The sequence below is a fragment of the Mesorhizobium sp. M0227 genome (genome assembly GCF_040321855.1).
GTDB lineage: Bacteria > Pseudomonadota > Alphaproteobacteria > Rhizobiales > Rhizobiaceae > Mesorhizobium.
This window is the reverse complement of the sequence record NZ_JAMYSJ010000022.1, coordinates 68,254-90,864: the sequence shown is the minus strand read 5'-3', so window position 1 is coordinate 90,864 and position 22,611 is coordinate 68,254. Positions and strand designations below refer to the sequence as shown.

Below are 22,611 nucleotides of genomic sequence, written 5' to 3'. Positions count from 1 at the left end.
GCCTCCCTTATATCGCGGCTCGCTTGGCCTTTGGGCAACGAGCGGGCGATTAGCTCAGCGGGAGAGCACACCCTTCACACGGGTGGGGTCGCAGGTTCAATCCCTGCATCGCCCACCAAAATCCTTACGGCAGTCGGCGATGTCTGGTGGAGATGCACCAGCCGCGATCAGCGCTTCATCGAGTGCAGGATGGCCTGCATGTGCTCTTCCAGGTCGAGTTCACCCCGAGCCTCAGCGGTCAACAGGTAATCGGCCTTGGCCCGGCGATCGCCTCGGCTGATCGCAGGATAGGAGCAGATGGCCAGCAGTGCTTCCTGTTCAATCCGGTCTGCCCTCTTGCGTTCGTGGCTGCTATTGCCCGCTTGATGAACAACCCTGTGAAGCCCGACATAGGTGGCTTCATGGGCTCCGATCAGCGCCCGCAATCCGGGTGAGGCACCTTCCCCTTCAGCAAACGTCGGTTCAATGACCGAGGACACGGCGGTGAACGCAAGAAGTGTACGGCGGGTGATTTTGGGCATGCCTCATATCCCTGCTGTCTGATCATGCAGGCACACCATAGCACCGGCGCAACGGTTCGAAGAGATGCTCTGGGACGCGACCACACTGTCTGCTGACAAAATGTATTCGCTCCCGCAACTCGCCCTCCTAGGGCTGGCCGGTTGAGGGCTCTGAAAACCGACGGTCGCGCACAGATGCGGGCTCCCACATGACAGCCCCCGAGGGCCAACCGAACCCGGGGCACCCGCCGGACTTCACCCGCCGTCTGCGGTGCCGGCGCAGTGGCTGCGGCTAAGCAAGGCACTTGCAGGTAGTCCTTGCGCGTTTTCTAGCGTGCCTATATTGTGGCCTATAGGCGACAGGGCAATGAATGGAAATCCGCCAGACCAAGGTCTATGCCAAATGGTATGGTGACTTGCCAAATGCCGCGCGCGGTCGCATCGACGCCCGCATTTTTCGTGTTCAGCATACCGGCCATTTTGGCGATGCGAAGCCAGTGGGTGAGAGCGTTAGTGAAATGCGCGTCGACCACGGGCCGGGCTATCGCATCTATTTCGCCTGCCACGGCGATGCTGTGGTGCTGTTGCTGTGCGGTGGCGACAAGGGCAGTCAAAGGCGCGATATCGCAAGGGCGAAGAAACTCGCGCAGGAGTATTTTGAATGACAGTTGAAACGACAGCTTGGGATGTCAGCAAGAACCTCGATAACGAGCAAACCATCGCGCATTTCCTCGACGAGATTTTCGCCGATGGCGATCCCGCGCTGATGGCGGCGGCACTCGGCGAGATCGCCCGTGCGCGCGGTATGACGCAGATCGCCAAGGCTGCCGGGCTATCCCGCGAAAGCCTCTACCGGGCACTCGACAGCAAGGGCCGTCCCGAATTTGCGACTGTTATCAAGGTGGTTCACGCGATGGGTCTGCGCTTGAGCATCGAGGCCGTCGCGCCGCCTGCATCGGAGACCGGATCACGCTGGTCGACTGCGGGCTCCGCTTCTGTACGTTCCAAGGTTTACCACAAGCGGGACGTGGCGGTTGCCGCCGCAAAAAAACATGCTGCCGCCAAAGCAATGCCGCGTGCTTTTCCTAACCCGGCAAGGCCTGTGGCCGCCTCTGTTCTCACTGCCCGCGCTGCGAAGCCTGCCATTGCAAAGGCTCCAGCCGCCAAAGCAGCGACGAAGTCGAAAGCTCCGAAAGCTGCCGCCAAAGCGGCGACGAAGCTCGGCGCGGCCAGAAGCGGCAGCCGACCAATCGCTAAGCGCAAGGCCTGAACATGTGGCGCAAAATGGTGGGTGCTGGAGCCGCAACCAGATTGACGAAATCCCAAAAGGCACTACAGAAATGAAATGGACTATCTCTGCCGCGCTCGGCGCAGCCATCGCGCTGGAGGGCTCTGAAAGCCGAAAGCGCAGCGCGTTGGGGGCCCACAAGCCACCCCTCACCCCGCCTGCCGATTAACCCGGGGCGGAGCGATCAGTGGGACGACAACATCGCCCGCCGAGCGCCTTCGCGCTGTCAACCGCACCCCAGCAGCTGGTGTGGCCTTAAGTCGCAATGATTGACTTCCGAAATGCAGGGTTTCGGGCTTCATTGACGCTGCGACCAACACCATATGGTGATCCACAGCCCTCCAAAACGAGAGAAGCTCGCCTTGACACGGTCGCTTTGCGGCCATCGGCCGGCAATGGCTATGAACCAGGAACCTGAAAAACCATGCCTGAAAATATCAGACCGATTTCGAAAGACGTCCCCCTCATTCAGCTAGGCGTCTATCAGTGCCGCTTCCCGGTGAGCGAAGACCGGTCAGTGCCCGGCGGTTATCGTTTCTGTGCTGGGCCAACTTCGGCGGATCGCGTCTATTGCGATCACCACCACAGCATCGTGACCGCCGTCGACCCTCGTCGAACCCGTTCAGGTCTCCACCCCGCTCAACGACGCGCTGCGTAAGTCAAGCGGGCGGCGGCCCATTATTCGGGCAGCTGCAAACCGGCGGACTGAATCGGCACGCATTCCAGCCGCGGAACAAACCGGCACGCCAGCGAGTTTCTGTCCGACGAAACTTGAGGGAAAGCCATGTCCAGATTTCTGCTGGCGACCAGCGTCGCCGTTCTTCTCGCCGGCGCGCCGGCCTTGGCCGCGGACGACAAGCCGCTGCCGCCACCCAATGCCAAGAAGCTGTCCGAGATCATCGCCAAGGTCGAGCAGCGCGACGGCTTTCGCTATGTGGACGAGGTCGACTGGGACAGCGGTGCCTACACCGTCACCTATTACACGGCAGACAAGGCGAAGGTTGAAATCACCTATGATCCTGTGACGGCGGAGCCGAAATAGGGTTCGCTCGCAGACATTTCGTTCCCGGCCGTGTCAGCGACCATTCCCGGTGCGGGCGCCTCCCCTTGCGTCAGTCTCACTTTGATGGCTGACTGTGCGCCAGAGCACTTCACCGTTTCACAGAAACGGCGAACCGCTCTAACTGTCTGTTTTGACGCGATTCCGGGCGGAAAACCGTTTCACACTTTTCCTGGAATAGCTCTGGGCGCCGCATTGGGGGATGGGCATGGCGACGGCGAAGCACGTGATGAAGCGCATATTGATGATGTTGGCCGGCTACTTCGTGTCGGCGCTGGTCGGCCTGATCGCCATCGCGGTGATCTATGGCGTGCTCAGTTCCTTGCCCAACGCGCCCAACTATTTCGACGTCATGGGCGTTTCGCCGATTGCGGTGCTGCTGGTGCCGCCGCTCGGCATGTTCGTCTATTTCCTGACGATCGTGGTGACCGCGCTGCAGACGCTGATCTTCGCGTTGATCGCCGAGTTCTTCTCGTTGCGCAATGTCCTGCTGCACATGGTTTTCGGCGCCGGCGCCGCGGTCGGCGGCTTCGCCCTGATCTGGCCGAGCGCACCGGAGGATATGGACCCGGAGCGTTGGGTCGACATCGGCATCATTGCCGCTGCCGGCCTTGTCGCCGGGTTGCTCTATTGGCTGATCGCCGGGCGCGACGCCGGCTTCCGGAGACCGCTGCTGGAGCGCTAGGCCGTAACTCATAAATGCGGAATGACCGGGATAGGTGGATACCGGTCGGATAGCTTTCGTTGCGAATGTTAGGAATTGAGCGACATTCCGCTAGGCGCTTCGCTATCGATATTTTTTTGATATTGCCAACAATATGAACAATAGTAAGAATGAAATAATTGACGCGGACCAAATTAATAGAAGCGCCACCATTTCTCGCTTTCTATGCAAAAACACGTAGCTAATATAATTGTTATCTCTCCGAATAAAAATTCTGTATCTATCCTTATATATCAGGGATGCAACCCCCGCGATACATACTAGAAACATAATTACAAGAAATGCGAAATAACTAGCGGCAAATGTGCTATGGGGAAAATTGGCAAGCCATTCCTTCATATCAGAGCAACCCTTGGTTAGAGCGTGCCGGCATCGAGCGGGCCCCGACTTAGCGCGAGCACGCCAAAGCTGCCACCATCTATTGTGAACAGGCTGAAGGAAGGATTGCGCGTGATCGATCCGCCGTTGCCCATGAGTCTACGTCCTAGTGCAATCTCAGCACGTGTGAACGGTTCTCTCGAGAAAACCGCATAGAAGTTCAACTCGAAGGCGAGCGAACCGCCTCCGTAGCGTCCAGAGCCTGCTTGAGGCGCGAATCGCGGTCGTAGACGTCGCCGAAATATTCGACCTTGCCGGACAGATCAGGCCAGGCGGTGAAATAGGCGACATAGACCGGGATCGTGCGCGTCACATTCTCGGTCGCATGGCCGTGCTTCAGCTTCTCGGCGATATAGTCCACGGAGGTGCCAAGCACCGCCGCTGCCATGCCGCGCGGGTCCTGCAGCCGCACGCAGCCATGGCTGAGCGCGCGCATATCCCGCTGGAAGAATGATTTCTGCGGGGTGTCGTGCATGTAGATCGCGTGCTTGTTGGGGAACAGGATCTTCAACTCGCCCAGCGCGTTGGCCTCGCTCGGCTGCTGGCGAACGCTGTAGGGGATGTTGGAGCCATAGGCGCCCCAATTGACCGCCGACGAAGGAATGCGCTTGCCGCGCGAATCCGTCACCTCGTAGCCGGCCCGGTCGAGATAGCCCGGATCGTTGCGCAATCTCGGCAGCATCTCGTTGACGATGATCGACTGCGGCACGCCCCAATAGGGATGGAAATCGACCTGCTTGATCTGGTCGTAGAAGAAGGAGGTCTGGTTGGTGGTCCGGCCAACGACGACACGCGTCTTGAGCTTTTCCTCGCCATTGTCGATGTAGCTTGCGGTAAAGGCCGGCTGGTTGATGAAGACGCGCGGGCTGCCGAGATCGGAGGGCAGCCAGCGCAATTCCTCCAGCGCCACTTCCACCTTCAGCAGCTTGTCGGCCTTGGATGTTCCGGCCAGCGTCGCGACGGTGCGCGGGCCGATGACGCCGTCGCCCTTCATGCCTGCCTTCTGCTGCACGGCTTTGATGATCGGGACCAGTTCCGGAACGTAGACCTCGCTGGTGGCCAGCCTGGACAGGATCTCGCCATAGGCGCCGCCCATCTCGTCATCGATATTGCGCGCGATCAGGGTCAGCAGCTTCGGCAGTTCGGGGCTGGTTTCGCCCGGCTTCAGCAACAGTTTGGGGTCGACGACGATTTCGTTTTCCGCACTGGCCTGCAGCGATTCCAGCTCGACGCGCAGTGCCTGGTATTCCGCATTCTGCGGATGCCGCGATTCGAGATAGGTGCGCACTTGCTGGGTATGCGCCAGCGTCCTCAGCACGCCTTGCAAGTCGAGCGGCTTGGCCGGGAAATCATAGTAGCCGGTCATGCGGTTGGGATCGACGCGGCCGTTCTGGGCGTCGTGGGCATAGCGCAGCACACGCGCGGAAAGCGCCATCTCGAAACGGACGAGCTCTTTCAGTTGCGCATTGGCATCGGCCGACGATGCGCCGGCAGCGGGCACTTCGACCGTATAGTCGGCGGGCGTGAGGCCATAGCTTGAAGCCTCGCCAAGCACCCGCACCGCATCCTGCGCGCGGCTGTTGAGGCTGGTTCCGCTTATCCAGATGAAATCCGGATTGGCCGAGTAATACGCGATCAGCGCCTTGGCGATGTCGGGCTCGGCTAAGAGTTCGTAGTCACCCAAGCTGGCAACCGCATCACGGAACGCAGCGCCCGTTGCCGACGGCACGAAGGCGGCGTCCTGCGGTGTCGCCGGCTGCGGCGTCGCGGCCAATGCCGAGAAGTCGACGCGAACCAGCCGGTCGGCCTTGTAGGTGTAGTAGGATGGGCTGCTGATCTTCACATTGCCGCCGCCACCACCGGACACTTTCGGCTTTGGCTTGTTCTTCGGCGGCGGGGGCGGAAACTCGCCTTTCGGCGCATGCTTGACGCCGCCGCCGAAAAGCATGTCGAAGAGCCCCTGCGCGCCTGCCTGGGGTACACCGAAAGCCAGCGTTGCCGTGATCGCCATCAGCGGCATCACGGTTGCTTTGTTTCCGAGGAATTTCATGAATCACCCGCTCCGGCCGCAACCGGTTCCCGTTCCGCACGCTAGATCGTCCCGCTCACCGCATGGCGGATGTAAGGCGCGACTATACTGATTCATACCGATTTCGTTAAGCTTTCATAAATTTTGGAAAGCCTGTTGCAGAACGGTTTCACAAGATCGTGACGGCTGGAGCGGAGGGTTGTTCCGCCCCAGCCGGAAATCTCTCGGGATCAGGCGTTGGCGCCGCCATCGATGGTCAGGGAAGCGCCGGTGACGAAGCGGCCTTCAGGGCCTGCAAGCCAGGCGACCATACCGGCAATGTCATCGGCCTTGCCGAAACGCGGTGTTGCCATCTTCCGGCGCTGATGCTCGGCGTGCGGGCCGTCGGCCGGGTTCATGTCGGTGTCGGTCGAACCGGGGTGGACGACGTTGGCGGTGATGCCGCGCGGGCCGAGGTCGCGCGCCAGCGCCTTGGTCAGGCCGACCAGCGCCGCCTTGCTGGCTGAATAGGCCGTGAGGCTGCCGTCGGTCGCCCTCTCGGCAAGGTTGCTGCCAATCGAGATGATCCTGCCGCCCTCACCCATATGCACGGCCGCCGCCTTCGAGGCGATGAATGGAGCCCGGAGATTGACCTCCATGGTCTCGTCGAAATCTGCGAGCGACAGCGTGTCGATGGGGGCGGCCCGCCAGATGCCGGCGCTGTTGACCACGATGTCGAGCCGGCCGAAGGCGGTCACTGCGTCGTCGACGGCCTTGTCTATGGCGACCGCATCGCGGTTGTCGGCCCTGATCGCGATGGCGCGGCCGCCCTTGGCCTCGATTTCGGCGACAACCGAGCGAGCCTGCTCCTCGCCATGCACATAAGTCAGCGCGACACTGGCGCCGTCGGCCGCGAGCCGTCGCGCAATCGCCGCACCGATGCCGCGACTGCCGCCGGTGACGAGCGCGGGCTTGCCGCCCAGTTGGTTGAATGACATCGATTTCTCCTTTTGTAACGATCGATACATAAATATCTGTCAGCCTTGCCCACCGGCTCAACTTAATTATGTATCGATCAACACAGAAAAGAGCATCATGCCGGAACGAGGCCGCCCCCGCACCTTCGATCGAACCGCAGCCCTGCGACGCGCGATGCAGGTGTTCTGGGCGCGTGGCTACGAAGGCGCATCGATGAGCGAGCTGACCGCCGCCATGGGCATCAACTCGCCCAGCCTCTACGCCGCCTTCGGCAGCAAGGAGGCACTGTTCCTGGAGGCGACGGATTTCTATTCGCACACCGAGGGTGCCGACATCTGGCTGGCATTGGACGAGGCTCCGACCGCGCGGCAGGCGATCGAACAATTCCTGAGCCTGACGGCGAAGGCCTATGCGCAGAGCGATCGCCCGCAGGGCTGCCTGATCACGCTCGGCGCGCTGCATCAGGATTCGAGCCGAGGCGCCATCTGCGACGATCTGCGCCGTCGTCGTGCCGAAAACCACACCGCCCTGCAGAAGCGTCTCGAGCGCGGCGTTGCCGAAGGCGAATTGCCGGCGGATTTCGACTCTAGTGCCGCCGCGACTTTCTTCGCCACGGTCCAGCACGGCATGTCGATCCAGGCACGCGACGGAGCCTCGCACGATGCCCTGCTGGCGACGGTGGCCGGTGCCATGGCTGCCTGGACGACAATGGCCGGCACCGACGCGGCGTGACAAACGCCGGCTGGTGTGATCGAAATTCGCCAGCAAGGCCGGGAGGGACGAGAGCGTGAAAAAGGGTTATCGCGAGCTGCTGGACGAGGCGAACGCCGAGATCGAAGTGGTTTCGCCGGAGGAGGCAGCCGGACTGCTCGACGATGAAGACACCATCTTCGTCGATCTGCGCGATCCGCGCGAAGTGGAACGAGACGGCAGGATTCCCGGCGCCAAGCATGTCACCCGCGGCATGCTGGAGTTCTGGATCGACCCCGAAAGCCCTTACCACAAGCCGTTCTTCGCCTCGGGAAAGAGCTTCGTGTTCTTCTGCGCCGGCGGCTGGCGCTCGGCGCTGGCCACAAAGACGGCGCAGGACATGGGGCTTTCGCCGGTCAAGCACATCCTTGGCGGCTACACCGCCTGGAAGGCCGCCGGACTGCCGGTCGAACCCGGCGAGAAGAAGAAATAATCTCGACCGCCGCTCAGTGCAGCAGCAATGGCTCGCGATGCGTCACGAAGCCGACCGCGCGTTCGACCACGCCCTTGTCGGCGAGAATACGGCGGTGGCCGAGCCCGTCGGCCCAGTAGAGCCGCACATGGCCGCCGGCGCCGGCATAGCGCCTTGCATGATCGGCCGACACTTCGCGATCGTCCTGCGCATGGATGACCAGGGTCGGCACCGGCGCCTGGGCGAGCTGACGGTCGCCGGTGAATTCGTGCAGCGGCCGGCCGGAAAGATGCTCGACCCGGTCCGCCATGGCGGCTTGCGAGCGCGGGCCGACATTTAACATATGACTGAAGTCGGCAAAGATCGCCGGCAGGGAACTTGGCGCCGCGATCAGCACCAGGCGTCCGGCCGCCAGCGGCGGAATGTTCTTGACCGAACCGGCGATGGCATTGGCGGCGACGGCGCCGCCGAAGGAATGGCCGACGGCTGCCACGAAGGGACCGAACCATTCGCCGGCAACCCGCACCGCATCCACGGCATTGACCATGTTCAGGCGCCGGCCCTGCGACTGGCCGTGGCCGGGCAGGTCAAGCGAAACGACCCTGTAGCCGGCGGCGCGATAGCCTTCGATCAAGGCGCGCATATATTCGGTGCGCGAGCGCCAGCCATGGACGACGAGCACCGTGCCGGCGGCCGCCCTGCCCGGCTCGGGCCGGAACTCGTGCACCATGACGCAGCCGGTCGCGGTCTTCAGTCGGTGATGTCGCGCCTCGGTCATGAACCCGGCCGCACGCTCGACAGCGCGGCGCTCGCCATCGCTGAGCGCCTTGACATTCGGGGTGCGGCAGAACAATTCGAACGCCGCGCGTCCGCTAAGCCGCGGCGCGACACGCTCTGCCGCACCGAACACGCCCCGGATGACCTTCAGCCCGAATGATGCCATAGTGAAAATCCATCCATACGTTCAAGCATGAACATAATAGTTCAAAGATGAACAATAAACAAGAGCTGCCTTGGGACAACCCCCGTTTCCGCAACTGGGTCGCGGTGGCGCGCGCCTGCCATGTGCTGGAGCGCACGCTCGCGGTGAAGCTTGCACCGCTCGATTTGAAACCGGCGCAGCTCGACGTGCTGATGAACCTCTATCGCCACCCCGGCATGTCGCAGCACGATCTTGCCCGCAAGCTGCTCGTCGGCCGCTCCAACATCACCATGCTTTTGCCGCAGCTGGAGGCGCGCGGCCTGCTGCGCCGCGAAGGTGATGAGAAGGACAAGCGCATCCTGCGGCTCGCGCTCACCGAGGCCGGCGAGGCGCTGCTGATGCAGGCGCTGAAAGTGCATATGGCGCTGATCGAGAAGGCGATGAGCCAGTCGACGCCGGAACAATGCGACATGATCGGCGAGCAGATGCGCAAGATCTATGATGTGCTAAAAGAGGCGTGACGACCTTTCAGCCAGACCTACCACATCGTCTTCTTCGCCCGCTCCGGCCATTCCTTGTCGTAGGTTTCGCCGTCGATGTTGCTGCGGCTGGTGATTTCCAGGATTTGTCCGGGCGTCGGCAGCGACTTCGGGTCGACGTGCCTTGCCGCGTTCCAGAGCTCGGAACGGACGATGGCCCGGGCGCATTGGAAATAGACCGAATCGATGTCGACGACGGTTACCGATCGCGCCGCCTTGCCGTCCACCGTGAATGATGCGCACAGCGCCGTATCCGTGGTGATATGAGCGCGGCCGTTGACACGCAGCGTCGTGCCGGAGCCCGGTACCAGGAACAGCAGGCCGACGCGTGGGTCGCGGATGATGTTTTTCAGCGAATCGGCGCGGTTGTTGCCGCGACGATCCGGCATCATCAGGGTTTTCGGATCATGGATGCGCACAAAGCCGGCGAGATCGCCGCGCGGCGAACAGTCCAGCCCCTCCGGGCCACTGGTCGCCAGCGCGACGAACGGCGAGGCTTCGATGAAGGCGGCATATTCGGGAATGACGTGGTCGAGTTCCTTGACCAGCGAGGCCTCGCCTGGAACGCCATAGAGCGCCTCGAGCTGCTCGACCGTGGTGATGACGGACATGTTTTCGCCTCCAAACTTTTGCCGGCGCTACGCCATATCGATGACGTTTTGACGACAGCGAGGGGAATCAATTTTAGCGGTCCCGGCTCAGGCCCTTTTCCGCAAGCTCCGCGAGATAGGCTTCCCAGCGCGCATCCTTCTCGTGGCCGAGCGTATGCAGGTAATTCCAGGTGAAGATGCCGGTGTCGTGGAAATCGTCGAAGGTGATGCGCACGGCGTAGTTGCCGACTGGCTCGATCTTGAGGATTGCGACATTGCGCTTGCCGGGGACCGTCACCCGCTGATCCGGCGAATGGCCCTGCACTTCGGCCGATGGCGAGGCGACGCGCAGCAGTTCCGCCGGCAGTTCGAACGGCCGATGGTCGGGAAAGGTGACGGACAAAAGTTTGCGGTCCTTGGAGACCCTGAGCTCTTTCGGTGCGGTCATGCTGTTCGATCCCGTCTCATCCACCCTTCCCTACGCCGCTTCGCTAAACGGGAAAAGACCTGATGAGACCGACCGACATGCGATGTCGGCGCAGGGATGTTACCAAAGATCGAGAGGCGGTATCTTGAATGAATGGCCGGATCGTATCACATAGCGGTATATAACGAAGCCGTTCACGGCCACGGGAAGCGCTTGAAGCATGGACATGATTGATCCTTTCGGCCGCACGATCAGCTATCTCCGCGTGTCGGTCACCGACCGCTGCGATTTCCGCTGCACCTATTGCATGGCCGAGGACATGGCCTTCCTGCCGAAGAAGGACCTGCTGTCGCTGGAAGAGCTCGACCGGCTGTGCACGGTTTTCATCGAAAAGGGCGTCAGGCGGTTGCGCCTGACCGGCGGTGAGCCGCTGGTGCGCAAGAACATCATGCATCTGGTGCGCCAGCTGTCGCGGCATCTCGCCAGCGGCGCGCTGGAAGAACTGACGTTGACCACCAACGGCTCGCAGCTGTCGCGCTTTGCCGCCGAACTCGCCGATTGCGGCGTGAAGCGCATCAACGTGTCGCTCGATACGCTCGATGCCGACAAGTTCCACAAGATCACCCGCTGGGGCCATCTGGACAAGGTCATGCAAGGCATCGATGCCGCGCAGGCGGCGGGGCTGAAGGTCAAGCTCAACGCGGTGGCGCTGAAGGATTTCAACGACGCCGAGCTGCCCGAGATGATGCGCTGGGCGCATGGCCGCGGCATGGACCTGACGGTCATCGAAACCATGCCGATGGGCGAGATCGATGCCGACCGCACCGACCAGTATTTGCCGCTGTCGCTGCTGCGCGCGTCGCTGGAACGCCAGTTCACGCTGACCGATATTCCCTTCAAGACCGGCGGCCCGGCCCGCTACGTCCAGGTCGCCGAGACCGGCGGACGGCTCGGCTTCATCACGCCGATGACGCATAATTTCTGCGAAAGCTGCAACCGCGTCCGGCTGACCTGCACCGGCACCCTCTATATGTGCCTGGGCCAGGAAGATGCCGCTGACCTGCGCGCGCCCTTGCGCGCCTCCGAGGGCAACGAGCTGGTCGCCGAAGGAATAGACGAAGCCATCGGCCGCAAGCCGAAAGGCCATGACTTCATCATCGACCGCCGCACCAGCCGCCCATCGGTATCGCGCCATATGAGCGTCACCGGCGGCTGATCTTCCCGCCGATCTGTGCAAGAATTGCCGTGCGGTCATCGACTTCGGGGCAAGACATGCGGCGGTTCTTTTCATTCGGGACGTTTTTCGCTGCGATCGCGGCGAGCACGGCAATTGCCGCGCCGTTCACCTATGTGAACGAGCGCTTCGGCACCGTCTGCACCTTTCCCGAGGAAATCTTCACCGAGCACCAGCCCGAGCCCGACAATGGCGACGGGCAGCAATGGCTGAGTGCCGATGGTGCCAGCCTGATCTGCTCGGGCATCCTCAACATCGACGACGATACGCCGAAAGGCTTTGTCGCGGCGCAGAAGGCGAGCAACGAGCCGGGCTACAAGGTGACCTACAGCAGGGCCGGAAAGGACTGGGCAGTGCTGTCGGGCTTGAAGGAAGGAAAGATCTTTTACGAGCGGCGCCTGTTTGGTGGAGATGGCGTCATCCGCACGGTCTGGGTCGACTACCCTCCGGCCCTGAAGTCGAAATACGACCCGCTGGTCGGCGCCATTGCCGGCAGTCTCAAGGGACCATGAACGTTTCGGACCACACCCCAGAAAAAGTCTTGTTCGCGAACCGCAGCCGGATTTACGGCCAGTCTGTTCCAGCCTAGCCTTTCTCTGGAAGCGGCTCTTCGCTCACAGGGGGAATACATCATGCGCAAACTCATTCTTTCTCTCGCCTTGCTCGGTCTCGCGGCCGCGCCCGCCGCGGCGCAGTCGATCGGCGGCACCTATACGGTCGCCGGCACCAACTTCGACGGTTCGGCCTATGGCGGCGAAGCCACCATCACGCTGACCAGCGGGACGACCTGCGCGATCCATTGGGAAACCGGTGGCTCATCTTCCGACGGCATCTGCATGCGCAACGATGACGCCTTCTCCGCCGGCTATGTCATGGGCAAGGATATCGGCCTCGTCGTCTACAAGATGACGGATGACGGCTCGCTGCATGGTCTGTGGACCATCGCCGGCAAGGAAGGCAATGGCACCGAGGTGCTGACGCCCAAGAAGTAAGTTCTGCCGCCATTGCAGGTGATCTTCTGGGCCACAAACAAGGCTGTGGCCCAGCCCTTTGCTATTGCTGTTTCATGCCCGGCTGTTACAGGCTTGCTGCCTGAAGCGCGTCGCGTTTGAACGGATTCAGGTGACGCGCTTTAGGTCTTTGTTTCTTATGCATGCCGTTTCCCAAAAATCGAGGTCACTTTTGGGCGACATGCATTAGCAGAACCGGTAGCCGTCTTGCCCCTGTCACCAAATATTCGCGGCGCGTTGTTCATGATGGTGGCGATGGCCGGCTTCACCCTCAACGACGCCATCACCAAATACTCGTCACAATCGATGAACATGGCGCAGGTCATGTTGATCCGTGGGGCTTTCGCTTCGCTTTTCGTTGGCTTGCTCGCCTGGCAGCGCGGCGCGCTCGCCCGCCCGGGCTCGATGCTGCAGCCTCTGGTGGCCCTGCGCGTGATCAGCGAGGCCGGTGCCACGGTGAGTTTTCTCGTCGCCCTCGCCCATTTGCCGATCGCCAATGTTTCGGCGGTGCTGCAGGCGCTGCCACTGGCGGTGACGATGGGGGCCGCGCTCGTCTTTGGCGAGGCTGTCGGCTGGCGGCGCTGGCTGGCCATCGCCATCGGATTTGCCGGCGTGCTGATCATCGTGCGGCCTGGCTTCGAAGGGTTCAGCATCTACTCGCTGGCGGCGCTGGCCAGCGTTGCCTGTTGTGCGGTGCGCGATCTCGCCACCAAGCAAATTCCCAAGGCCATTCCGACATTGCTGGTGTCGACGGCAACCGCGCTTGCCATGACCATCGTCGGTGCGGCGCTGTTGCCGGCAATGGGCGGCTGGACGCCGATGACGGGGGACAGCACAGCCCTGCTGGCCCTGGCGGCGGTGCTGGTGCTGATCGGCTACCAGTTCATCATCATGGCGATGCGGGCGGGCGACATCTCCTTCATCGCGCCGTTCCGCTATACGGCCCTGATCTGGTCGATCCTGCTTGGCCTGTTCATCTTCGCCGATATCCCCGATCCGCCGATGATCGTCGGCGCCACCATCATCATCGGCTCGGGCCTCTATGCGCTCTACCGCGAGCGGGTCGCCGGCCGGCGCAAGATCGTCGCCGAAAGCACGGGGCCGAGCATGGTTCCGGACGGAATCTAGCCAGATCATTGAAGGTTCTTGTGATTTCCGACGGCTGGCGTACAGGCTTCGTGGCATGAAGCGAGACATTGCGGGGATCATCCTGGCCGGTGGCCAGTCGAGACGGATGGGCGGCGGCGACAAGGGCCTGTTGCCGTTTGGCGATGGCTGCCTGCTTGACCAGGTCGTGTCGCGCTTCACTCCGCAGATCGAATCGCTGGCGCTCAGCGCCAATGGCGATCCTGCACGATTCCTGCGCTTTGGACTGCCGGTGCTTGCCGACAGCGTGCCCGGCTTTGCCGGGCCGCTCGCCGGAATCCTGACCGGCCTCGAATGGGCCGCGGCCAACCCGGGCTGCAAGGCGATCGTCAGCGCTGCCGGCGACACGCCTTTCCTGCCGTTGGACCTTGTCGAGCGTCTGGCTGCGGCCGCCGATCAAAGTCCCGGTTCGATTGCCGTTGCCCGCTCGGCCGGCAAGCGGCACCCGACCTTCGCGCTCTGGCCGACGGGCTGCCGCGATGCCTTGCGGCACTTTCTGGTCGATGAGGACAACAGGCGGGTTTCGGCTTTCATCGACCGGCATGGTTTTGTCGAGGTGGAGTTCCCGGTTCCGCAATCGGCGGGGGTCGACCCTTTCTTCAACATCAACGATCCGGACGATCTTGTGTCTGCCGAGCGTCTGTTGCAGAGCATCAAGCCATGAACAGACGCGTCTTCGGCATCACCGGCTGGAAGAATTCCGGCAAGACGACTTTGACCGAAAGGCTGGTCACCGAACTTGTCCGGCGCGGCTGGAAGGTATCGACAGTGAAACACGCCCATCATGATTTCGACATCGACAAACCGGGCGCCGATAGTTTCCGCCACCGGCAGGCCGGTGCCAGCGAAGTCGCGATCGTCTCCGGCGTTCGCTGGGCACTGATGCACGAACTGCGCGGCGAGGATGAGCCGACATTGGAGACTGTCCTGTCGCGGCTTGCCCCTTGCGACCTTGTGCTGGTCGAGGGCTACAAGCGCGAAGCCCATGACAAGATCGAAACCCGCCGGCTGGATGCGAAGGACCGCACGCCGCTTTCGGCGGAGGATCCCAACATCGTCGCTGTCGCCGCCGATTTTGCGATTGAAGGCGAGCTGCTGCCGGTATTCGATCTCGACGATGCAAAATCGATAGCCGACTTCATCGAACGCACCACTGGGCTCGTTGCTTGAGCGCTGACGCAACGGCAGAATAGCCTTGCCCATTTTTACGGTTTTGCAGTTGCTTTTTTCTTGGAAAGAGTGGGAGTATCGCGCCAGCGGGCGGTCAAAAGCACCGCCCCACAGAGCCGTTCGGAACGACGGCCGGGACCATAAAGAGAGGACCATCATGCGTATTTCACTGCGTATCGCGCTTGCCGCATCGGCCGCGCTGCTGACGCTCGGCGTCGCCCAGGCCCAGGAAAAGACCCTGAGGATCGGCACCGAAGGCGCCTACCCACCATTCAACAATCTCACGGCCGATGGCCAGCTCGTGGGCTTCGACATCGACATCGCCAAGGCGCTTTGTGACGAGATGAAGGTCAAGTGCACCTTCGTCGCCCAGGATTGGGACGGCATCATTCCCGCCCTTCAGGCCGGCAAGTTCGACGCCATCGTCGCCTCGATGTCGATCACGCCGGAGCGGATGGAAAAGGTCGACTTCTCGCACAAATACTACAACACGCCGTCGGCTCTCGCCGTGCCGAAGGACAGCACGCTGAAAGGCGTGACCAAGGAAGATCTCGCCGGCAAGACCATCGGCGTCGCCACCACCACGACGCATTTCAACTATGCCTCGAAGACCTACACCGACAGCACCGTGAAGGGCTATCCGAGCAGCCCCGAGGAGCAGGCAGATCTTGCCAATGGCCGTCTCGACGCCATCGAGGACGATATTGTCGTGCTGCAGCAGTTTCTGGATTCGCCTGACGGCGCCTGCTGCAAGATCCTCGGCCAACCTTCGCCGCAGCCGGTCGAGATCTTCGGGCCTGGCGCCGGTATTGCCGTGCGCAAGGGCGAAACCGACCTGGTCAACAAGCTCAACTCGGCCATCGACGCCATTCGCGCCAATGGAAAATACAAGGAAATCAACGACAAGTACTTCAAGTTCGACGTCTACGGCGCCGAGTCCTGATAAATACGGTCAAGACGGCGGGGAATTCCCCCGCCGTCTTCTGTTCATCTTGGGAATGCCGTGGGGATAAGACCGATCGATGCCAGCCCAGAGCATATGGACACTTCTCAGTTGGGGACCCGAAGGCTGGCTTGACGATATTGCCTATGGCGCACTGATCACCATTGCGCTTGCGCTTGCCACGCTGCCCATCGGATTGACGATCGGCTTTTTCATTGCACTCGCCAAGCAGTCCGAAGAACCCTCGTTGCGCCTTGCCGCCAACATCTACACCACCGTCTTTCGCGGTCTGCCGGAATTGGTGACGCTTTTCCTGTTCTTCTTCGGCATGCCGATCCTGCTGCAGCATCTCGTCAGGTATTTCCGGCCGGACACCACCATCGACGTCAACAGCTTCGTCGCCGGCATGATCGTGCTTGCGCTGATCTTCTCGTCCTATGCCAGCGAGGTTTTTCTTTCCGCCTTCCGCGCCATTCCCAAAGGCCAATACGAGGGCGGCTATGCCATCGGTCTTTCGAACTGGCTGACCATGCGCAAGGTGATCGTGCCGCAGCTGCTGCGCATCGCGTTCCCCGGCCTGGAGAATTGCTGGCTCAGCCTGCTCAAGGACACGTCGCTGGTGTCGGTCGTCGGCCTGGCCGAGACGCTGCGCAATGCCAGCATTGCCGCCCGTGTCACCAAGCACGCTTTCCTGTTCTTCGGCGTCGCCTCCCTGGTCTTTCTTGCCCTGGCCGTCCTGTCGTCCTTCGCCACCAGCGCTATTCTGCGCTCGCTTGGTCGGCAGGAGGCGCAGCGATGAGCGCCACGGCCACAATGGTCGAACGGCCGCCGCCACGGGCGCGCGGCTGGCCGCGCAGGCGTATCGCCGGTTACGCGCTGGTCTGCCTATGGATTTTGTTCGGCATTGGCATCGTCAGCTATCTCTTCCTTGCCTGGAATCCCGATTTCTTCGCCAAATATGCGCCGGCTTATTTGAGCGGGCTTGGGGTTACGCTCGCGCTGGTTTCCATATCGATGGTGCTCGGCGCGATTCTGTCGGTGCCCGTCGCTTACGGGCGCATGTCCAAGAACCGGATCCTGTCCGGCCTCGCCTATTGCTACGTCTATTTCTTCCGCGGCACGCCGCTGCTGGTCCAGACTTATCTCGTCTATTACGGACTGGGCTCATTCAGGATCGAACTCCAGTCGATCGGCCTCTGGGACTTTTTCAAGGACGCGTTCAATTGCGGCGTCTTTGCCTTTGCGCTCAACACCGCCGCCTATCAGGCCGAGATTCTGCGCGGCGCCATCGAGAGCGTGCCTCGTGGGCAGTGGGAAGGCGCTGCCTCGCTTGGCCTGCACAAATTGCAGACGTTGCGCAAGATCATCCTGCCGCAAGCACTGATCGTCGCCTTGCGGCCCTATGGCAACGAACTGATCCTGATGGTCAAGGCGTCCGCCATCGTCGCCATCATCACGGTCTATGATCTGATGGGCAATGCAAAGCTCGCCTTCGCCAACTCGTTCGACATCCAGGCCTATATCTGGGTCGCGCTCGTCTATCTGGTGATGGTCGAGATATTGCGCCATGGCGTCGAATGGATCGAGCGCCGGATCACCGTTCACCTGAAACGCTGACTATTTCAATTCAGCTGCACCAGCCGATCCTGCCCTACGCGTCTTGACGAATTGAGCGCAGAGCCTAGAGCTTTCGCAGCAAATTCCGTTTCTGAAGGGCAAGCTCATGGCATCTGTTGCATTTCTCGGTCTTGGCGTGATGGGCTATCCGATGGCCGGGCACTTGAAGAACAAGGGTGGCCATGATGTCACCGTCTACAACCGCACCAAGGCCAAGGCCGAGCAATGGGTTGGCCAGCATGGCGGTAGCCTTGCGGCGACGCCAGCACAGGCCGCCGAGGGCAAGGATTTTGTCTTCTCCTGTGTCGGCAATGACGACGATCTGCGTTCGGTGACGACCGGTCCGGAAGGCGCCTTCAAATCGATGAAGAAGGGTTCGGTCTTCATCGACAACACCACGGCCTCGGCCGAGGTCGCTCGCGAGCTAGCGGCGGCGGCGGAAGCCGGCGGGTTTTCGTTTCTCGATGCGCCTGTCTCGGGCGGCCAGGCCGGCGCCGAGAACGGCGTGCTGACCGTCATGGTCGGCGGCGAGCAGGACGCTTTCGACAGAGCGAAGCCTGTTATCGACGCTTTTGCCCGCATGGTCGGCTTGATGGGGTCGGCCGGTGCCGGCCAGCTCACCAAGATGATCAACCAGATCACCATAGCCGGCCTCGTCCAAGGCCTGGCCGAAGGCATCCATTTCGGCAAGAAGGCCGGACTCGACATCGAGAAGGTGATCGAGGTGATTTCCAAGGGTGCCGCCGGCTCCTGGCAGATGGAGAACCGCCACAAGACAATGAATGCCGGCAAATATGATTTCGGCTTCGCCGTCGACTGGATGCGCAAGGATCTCGGCATCTGTCTGGCCGAGGCCGATCGCAATGGCGCCAGACTGCCGGTGACAGCACTTGTCGACCAGTTCTACAAGGATGTGCAGGCGATGGGCGGCAAGCGCTGGGACACGTCCTCGCTGCTGGCGCGCCTGGAGAAGTAGGTTTCCGCCGTGGCAGAGCTCTCACCTCAATCCACAGCCGCGGAAATCGTCGCCCATCTTCGCGCTATCGGGTCGGAGGAGAACCGCCTCGGCATGTTGCGCTACGGCATCAAGATCGACCGTGCGCTTGGTATCTCGCACGGCATGCAGCGGCAGATCGCCAGGAAGATCAGACGCAACCACGAGCGCGCCTTCGAGCTATGGGACACCGGCATCATGGAGGCGCAGTTCATCGCCTCCGTCACGGCTGACCCGAAACGGTTTTCTGCTGAAGATGCAAGACGATGGGCGGCCAGCTTCGACTCCTGGGACATCGTCGACGGCGTCTCCGACCTCTTTGTCGACACGGACGCCTGGAAAGAACTGATCGCCGAGTTCGCGGCGGACGAGCGGGAATTCGTTCGGCGCACGGCCTTTGCCATGATGGCCTGGTCTGTCGTCCACCGGAAGAAGGAGCCGGAGACGACCTTCCTCGCCTTCCTGCCGATCATCGAAACGCATGCCAACGACAGCCGCAATTTCGTGAAGAAAGCCGTGAACTGGGCGCTTCGGTCGATCGGCAAACGATCAATGGACATGCACGGCGCTGCCCTGGCTGTCGCCGAACGATTGGCGCAGTCGGCAGACAAGACGGCGCGCTGGATCGGCAAGGACGCCGTAAGGGAGCTGTCCAATGCCAAGACGCTCGCGCGGATCGTCGCCAGGAAAGGCTGACGGCGCGGGATTTCGCTTTCCGGCATGTCTGGATCTCGCCGATATGTGATGCGGCTACCGACATGTGATGCGGCGGGAGCGTTGACGTCGTTGACAGCGGCGTCTTTACTTGAGCTTCAAATGGACGCGGCCAATGAGCAATCCTCCCAAATCAATCCTGGCCTTCGCAGCGGCATTGTTTGTGTCCGCGGCCACCGATGCCTCGGCCGAGACCGCGCACATATTCTGGAAGGATCTGCGTCCGGCTACGCAATCCGCCGCCGAAAACGTCGGGCTGCCGATGATCGCGGCAAAATTGCCCGACCATGGCGAGACGCTGTCCCTCAACCTGCAGGACAAAAGCATTCAGCTAGCCGGCTACGCATTGCCGGTCGATCGCGACGGCGATCTTGTCTATCAGTTCCTGCTGGTGCCGTGGACGGGTGCGTGCAGCCACATGCCAACGCCGCCCCCCAACCAGATCGTGCTGGTCACGCCGGCACGTCCCTACAAAATCTCCGAGGCCTATCAGCCGGTCGCGGTCACCGGCGCGCTGAAGCCGGACATGGAGAAGAGCCAGCTGTTCATCCTCGACGGCGTCAGCGTCATCCAGTCTGGCTACAGCGTCCGCAAGGCAGACGTGGTCGCCGTCGGCAGCGTACCGGACACCGTCACCCTGCCGGTCAATTCGCCCTGGAGTTTCCTCAACAAAAAGAAGAACTAAGCAGGACAACCTGCTGCAGCTCAGGCGGCGTTGGCACCCGATTCCTTGTCCAGCACCATGTAGTCGAGCGGGATTTCGGTCGTGTACTTGATCTGCTCCATGGCGAAGGACGACGACACGTCACGGATTTCGATCTTGGCGATCAGCCGCTTGTAGAAGGCGTCATAGGCGGCGATGTCGGGAACCACGACCCGCAGCAGATAATCGACGTCACCGCTCATGCGGTAGAACTCGACCACCTCGGGAAACTCCTGGATGACTTCCGAGAAACGCCGCAGCCATTCATGGCTGTGCGAATTGGTGCGGATCGACACGAAGACGGTGACGCGCACATTGACCTTTTCATGGTCGAGAATGGCAACGCGCCGCTTGATGACGCCTTCCTCCTCGAGCTTCTGGATGCGCCGCCAGCAAGGTGTTGTCGACAGCCCGACTTTCTTGGCGACGTCGGCGACCGCTAGTGTCGCGTCCTCCTGCAAAAGGCGGAGAATTTTTCTATCGAGGCGGTCCATATTTTGCTCCCCAGGGGAATAGATTGGCTATACTCCCCCTTATTCCGACCTTTCACAAGAAAGAAATTCTGCCAATTGACGGAAAAGCGAGTGATTTCTTGCTGTAAGGTCAGCCGAGGCGATATCGGATTTCCGAACGCAGAAAAGGCAGCAAATCCATTTCAAACCATGGATTCTTCTTCAGCCAGCCGGTGTTGCGCCACGAGGGATGCGGCAGCGGCAGCACTTTCGGACCGACGGAATTCTCCCAGATGGAGCGCCAATCCATGACCGTTTCGGTCAGGGAGGGCCGGCGCGCCGCACCCATGTGCCAGGACTGCGCATAGATGCCGATCGTCAGCACCAGATCGATCCGTGGCATCGAGGCCATCAAAGGCGCGCGCCAGGCCGCCGCGCATTCGCGCCTCGGCGGCAGATCTCCCCCCTTGGCATCCTGGCCGGGAAAGCAGAAGCCCATCGGGACGATGGCGAATTTTTCGATGTCGTAGAATTCGTCGCTCGTCACGCCAAGCCAACTGCGCAGGCGGTCGCCGGAGGCGTCGGTGAACGGCATGCCAGACAGATGTACCTTGGTGCCGGGCGCCTGGCTGGCGATCAGGATACGGGCGCTGGACGAAGGGCGCAGCACTGGTCGTGGCTCATGCGGCAACGGCTTGCCGGCCGAATTTTCCACGCAGATACGGCAGGCGCGGACCCTGGCGACGAGGTTTTCGAGTTCAACAGTCATTCTCAGGCTGATGCGCTCGGCCGGCTGGAGACGGCCTGATGCCAGCGCAACACATTCGCGCAGTCATCCGGCACCTTGATGCGTGCCGGCTTCATGAAGTCGACGGCGATCAGGCCGGTGATGTCGGCGATCGAATAGCTGTCACCGGCGATGAACTCCCGGCTGCCCAGTTCGCCGTCCAGAAGCCTGAGGAACGCCACGGCCTTCGGCTTATTGGCCTCACCCCATTCGGGGACCTGCGGGATTTCCCATTCCTTCATGGCCGGATGGATGTGCCGGAAAGCCTGCGTGACGCAACTGAGCAAATTGAATTCCATCCGTCGCTGCCACATCTCGACCTGCGCCTTGCCGAGTGCGCCGCGCCCGAACAGGGCCGGTTCGGGATGCAGTTCCTCGAAATAACGGCAGATGGCGACGGATTCCGTGATGACGGTGCCGTCGTCGAGTTCCAGCACCGGCAGGCGTTGCAAGGGATTGCGCGAGCTGACCGCCTGTTGCCTGTGTTCGAGCGCCCCCATGTCGATGGGCACCTGCGGAACCTCGATGCCTTTCTCGGCCAGGAAAACGCGGACCCGCCGTGGATTGGGCGCCCGGCCCCCGTCGAAGAGTTTCATTCCATCCTCCTGTTCGTTCTCGGTTCCAGTTCCAGGACGCGTATCACCAGAAGCGAAAAATCTCGCGCACGGCATCGCCGATCGAGGCCAGCGTGCCGTGCTTCTTCTCGACGACTTCCCCGTGATGGCTGTCTCGCCAGTTCTGCGGCTGATCGAACGTTCCCGCCCAGATGCCGGCCTTTCCCGCCCGGGCGACGGCCTCCTCGCTCTCGAAGTCGCCATAGGCAACCGCCCAGCCGGCCTCGACCTGCGCGCGGTTGAGATTCTTGCCGCCGGCGGTGCAGTCGCCGAGCAGCCGGCCATAACGATCACGCTGCCAGCCGGTACAAGAGACGGGCTTGCCGGCGATCAGGCGAACGAGCGACTGACGCGCAAGCGTGCCGCAGGAATAGTCCGCGCCGTTCTTGCGGCAGGTCTGCGTATATTCTGGAGCATCGATGCCGCGCATGCGGATACGCTCGGTGCCAAGCGTGATCGAATCGCCGTCGTTGATGATTGCCACGCCTTGCGTCTTGCGTGTCTCCACCCGGTCGAGGCGGGCCGCCAGCAGGATCAGCAGTCCGAGGATGATGACGGCAAGCCCGTAATCCACCAGCCGGCGCCACAGGCTTCTGGGGCGCGCAACGTATCGCCGGCGCGGTCTTGGCGACCATGAGCGGCTCATATGGC

29 protein-coding genes and 1 tRNA gene are annotated in these 22,611 nt (G+C 61.7%); 20 read left to right on the top strand and 10 right to left on the bottom strand.

The window, feature by feature from the left end:
• Positions 1-43 precede the first annotated feature (43 nt).
• A tRNA-Val gene (locus NKJ00_RS24635) sits at positions 44-118 on the top strand.
• 49 nt (positions 119-167) lie between these two features.
• Here the strand turns inward: NKJ00_RS24635 and NKJ00_RS24630 are convergent.
• The gene (locus NKJ00_RS24630; RefSeq protein ID WP_352631589.1) at positions 168-521 is read right to left on the bottom strand and encodes a hypothetical protein; all 354 of its coding nucleotides are present in this window, start codon (positions 519-521) and stop codon (positions 168-170) included.
• A 350-nt stretch (positions 522-871) separates the two neighbouring features.
• Here NKJ00_RS24630 and NKJ00_RS24625 point away from each other — a divergent pair, with 350 nt between their 5' ends.
• From NKJ00_RS24625 to NKJ00_RS24605, 4 genes are all read left to right on the top strand, one after another.
• Positions 872-1,165 (top strand): type II toxin-antitoxin system RelE/ParE family toxin, encoded by a 294-nt coding sequence (locus NKJ00_RS24625; protein ID WP_352442436.1) that lies wholly within the window; start codon positions 872-874, stop codon positions 1,163-1,165.
• Positions 1,162-1,770 carry an addiction module antidote protein gene (locus tag NKJ00_RS24620; protein ID WP_352631587.1) on the top strand — a complete coding sequence of 203 codons (609 nt, stop codon included), beginning with the start codon at positions 1,162-1,164 and terminating at the stop codon, positions 1,768-1,770. Before NKJ00_RS24625 ends, NKJ00_RS24620 begins: the two co-directional genes overlap by 4 nt.
• 802 nt (positions 1,771-2,572) lie before the next feature.
• A complete protein-coding gene (locus tag NKJ00_RS24610; protein ID WP_024503292.1) occupies positions 2,573-2,830 on the top strand; it encodes a PepSY domain-containing protein in 258 nt (85 codons plus the stop codon).
• A gap of 220 nt (positions 2,831-3,050) precedes the next feature.
• Positions 3,051-3,533 carry a hypothetical protein gene (locus tag NKJ00_RS24605; protein ID WP_352631585.1) on the top strand — a complete coding sequence of 161 codons (483 nt, stop codon included), beginning with the start codon at positions 3,051-3,053 and terminating at the stop codon, positions 3,531-3,533.
• Positions 3,534-4,110: 577 nt separating this feature from the next.
• Here NKJ00_RS24605 and NKJ00_RS24600 read toward each other — a convergent pair.
• Complete coding sequence (locus NKJ00_RS24600; RefSeq protein WP_352631583.1) at positions 4,111-6,000, bottom strand: L,D-transpeptidase family protein; 1,890 nt, start codon at positions 5,998-6,000, stop codon at positions 4,111-4,113.
• 209 nt (positions 6,001-6,209) lie between these two features.
• Positions 6,210-6,956: a 3-oxoacyl-ACP reductase family protein gene (locus NKJ00_RS24595; protein ID WP_352631581.1), complete on the bottom strand. Its 747-nt coding sequence runs from the start codon at positions 6,954-6,956 to the stop codon at positions 6,210-6,212.
• Between the two features lie 97 nt (positions 6,957-7,053).
• Between NKJ00_RS24595 and NKJ00_RS24590 the strand changes: the two genes are divergently transcribed.
• Positions 7,054-7,668, top strand: a complete 615-nt coding sequence (locus tag NKJ00_RS24590; protein ID WP_352631579.1) for a TetR/AcrR family transcriptional regulator — start codon at positions 7,054-7,056, stop codon at positions 7,666-7,668.
• A gap of 55 nt (positions 7,669-7,723) precedes the next feature.
• Entirely contained in the window at positions 7,724-8,119 is a 396-nt protein-coding gene (locus NKJ00_RS24585; RefSeq protein WP_056587731.1) for a rhodanese-like domain-containing protein, read from the top strand.
• A 13-nt stretch (positions 8,120-8,132) separates the two neighbouring features.
• Here the strand turns inward: NKJ00_RS24585 and NKJ00_RS24580 are convergent, their stop codons facing one another.
• The gene (locus NKJ00_RS24580) at positions 8,133-9,041 is read right to left on the bottom strand and encodes an alpha/beta hydrolase (protein ID WP_352631577.1); all 909 of its coding nucleotides are present in this window, start codon (positions 9,039-9,041) and stop codon (positions 8,133-8,135) included.
• Between the two features lie 47 nt (positions 9,042-9,088).
• Here NKJ00_RS24580 and NKJ00_RS24575 point away from each other — a divergent pair, with 47 nt between their 5' ends.
• The gene (locus tag NKJ00_RS24575) at positions 9,089-9,541 is read left to right on the top strand and encodes a MarR family winged helix-turn-helix transcriptional regulator (protein WP_023813960.1); all 453 of its coding nucleotides are present in this window, start codon (positions 9,089-9,091) and stop codon (positions 9,539-9,541) included.
• A gap of 17 nt (positions 9,542-9,558) precedes the next feature.
• Here NKJ00_RS24575 and NKJ00_RS24570 read toward each other — a convergent pair whose 3' ends face one another.
• Positions 9,559-10,170 (bottom strand): pyridoxamine 5'-phosphate oxidase family protein, encoded by a 612-nt coding sequence (locus NKJ00_RS24570; RefSeq protein WP_023813959.1) that lies wholly within the window; start codon positions 10,168-10,170, stop codon positions 9,559-9,561.
• A gap of 73 nt (positions 10,171-10,243) precedes the next feature.
• Positions 10,244-10,597, bottom strand: a complete 354-nt coding sequence (locus tag NKJ00_RS24565; RefSeq protein ID WP_023813958.1) for a gamma-butyrobetaine hydroxylase family protein — start codon at positions 10,595-10,597, stop codon at positions 10,244-10,246.
• A gap of 199 nt (positions 10,598-10,796) precedes the next feature.
• On the opposite strand from NKJ00_RS24565, the gene moaA reads away from it, so the two are divergent.
• The 12 genes from moaA to NKJ00_RS24505 all read left to right on the top strand — a co-directional run bounded on the left by moaA (position 10,797) and on the right by NKJ00_RS24505 (position 20,089).
• Entirely contained in the window at positions 10,797-11,792 is a 996-nt protein-coding gene (moaA, locus tag NKJ00_RS24560; RefSeq protein ID WP_352631574.1) for a GTP 3',8-cyclase MoaA, read from the top strand.
• A 56-nt stretch (positions 11,793-11,848) separates the two neighbouring features.
• Positions 11,849-12,322 (top strand): hypothetical protein, encoded by a 474-nt coding sequence (locus NKJ00_RS24555; protein WP_023813956.1) that lies wholly within the window; start codon positions 11,849-11,851, stop codon positions 12,320-12,322.
• Positions 12,323-12,442: 120 nt separating this feature from the next.
• Positions 12,443-12,802: a hypothetical protein gene (locus NKJ00_RS24550; protein ID WP_023813955.1), complete on the top strand. Its 360-nt coding sequence runs from the start codon at positions 12,443-12,445 to the stop codon at positions 12,800-12,802.
• Between the two features lie 225 nt (positions 12,803-13,027).
• Positions 13,028-13,948 (top strand): DMT family transporter, encoded by a 921-nt coding sequence (locus NKJ00_RS24545; RefSeq protein ID WP_352631572.1) that lies wholly within the window; start codon positions 13,028-13,030, stop codon positions 13,946-13,948.
• Between the two features lie 55 nt (positions 13,949-14,003).
• Positions 14,004-14,630, top strand: coding sequence for a molybdenum cofactor guanylyltransferase MobA (gene mobA, locus NKJ00_RS24540; RefSeq protein WP_352612249.1), 627 nt, complete (start codon positions 14,004-14,006; stop codon positions 14,628-14,630).
• Positions 14,627-15,136, top strand: coding sequence for a molybdopterin-guanine dinucleotide biosynthesis protein B (gene mobB, locus NKJ00_RS24535; RefSeq protein ID WP_352612251.1), 510 nt, complete (start codon positions 14,627-14,629; stop codon positions 15,134-15,136). The genes mobA and mobB overlap by 4 nt, the downstream gene beginning before the upstream one ends.
• Positions 15,137-15,293: 157 nt before the next feature.
• Entirely contained in the window at positions 15,294-16,079 is a 786-nt protein-coding gene (locus NKJ00_RS24530) for an ABC transporter substrate-binding protein (RefSeq protein ID WP_027036615.1), read from the top strand.
• Between the two features lie 79 nt (positions 16,080-16,158).
• A complete protein-coding gene (locus tag NKJ00_RS24525) occupies positions 16,159-16,878 on the top strand; it encodes an ABC transporter permease (protein WP_128303653.1) in 720 nt (239 codons plus the stop codon).
• Positions 16,875-17,696: an ABC transporter permease gene (locus tag NKJ00_RS24520; protein WP_128303652.1), complete on the top strand. Its 822-nt coding sequence runs from the start codon at positions 16,875-16,877 to the stop codon at positions 17,694-17,696. Before NKJ00_RS24525 ends, NKJ00_RS24520 begins: the two co-directional genes overlap by 4 nt.
• A 106-nt stretch (positions 17,697-17,802) precedes the next feature.
• Positions 17,803-18,672: an NAD(P)-dependent oxidoreductase gene (locus tag NKJ00_RS24515; protein WP_352552222.1), complete on the top strand. Its 870-nt coding sequence runs from the start codon at positions 17,803-17,805 to the stop codon at positions 18,670-18,672.
• 9 nt (positions 18,673-18,681) lie between these two features.
• The gene (locus NKJ00_RS24510) at positions 18,682-19,386 is read left to right on the top strand and encodes a DNA alkylation repair protein (RefSeq protein WP_352442422.1); all 705 of its coding nucleotides are present in this window, start codon (positions 18,682-18,684) and stop codon (positions 19,384-19,386) included.
• A 133-nt stretch (positions 19,387-19,519) separates the two neighbouring features.
• A complete protein-coding gene (locus NKJ00_RS24505; RefSeq protein WP_023813946.1) occupies positions 19,520-20,089 on the top strand; it encodes a DUF3299 domain-containing protein in 570 nt (189 codons plus the stop codon).
• A 20-nt stretch (positions 20,090-20,109) separates the two neighbouring features.
• Here NKJ00_RS24505 and NKJ00_RS24500 read toward each other — a convergent pair whose 3' ends face one another.
• The 4 genes from NKJ00_RS24500 to NKJ00_RS24485 form a co-directional block, all read right to left on the bottom strand.
• Positions 20,110-20,601 (bottom strand): Lrp/AsnC family transcriptional regulator, encoded by a 492-nt coding sequence (locus NKJ00_RS24500; RefSeq protein ID WP_006205209.1) that lies wholly within the window; start codon positions 20,599-20,601, stop codon positions 20,110-20,112.
• Between the two features lie 109 nt (positions 20,602-20,710).
• Entirely contained in the window at positions 20,711-21,391 is a 681-nt protein-coding gene (locus tag NKJ00_RS24495) for a uracil-DNA glycosylase family protein (protein WP_352612298.1), read from the bottom strand.
• Positions 21,331-21,942 (bottom strand): glutathione S-transferase, encoded by a 612-nt coding sequence (locus tag NKJ00_RS24490; RefSeq protein WP_352442421.1) that lies wholly within the window; start codon positions 21,940-21,942, stop codon positions 21,331-21,333. The genes NKJ00_RS24495 and NKJ00_RS24490 overlap by 61 nt, the downstream gene beginning before the upstream one ends.
• 43 nt (positions 21,943-21,985) lie before the next feature.
• Positions 21,986-22,606, bottom strand: coding sequence for a thermonuclease family protein (locus NKJ00_RS24485; RefSeq protein ID WP_127297290.1), 621 nt, complete (start codon positions 22,604-22,606; stop codon positions 21,986-21,988).
• Between the last annotated feature and the right edge of the window lie 5 nt (positions 22,607-22,611).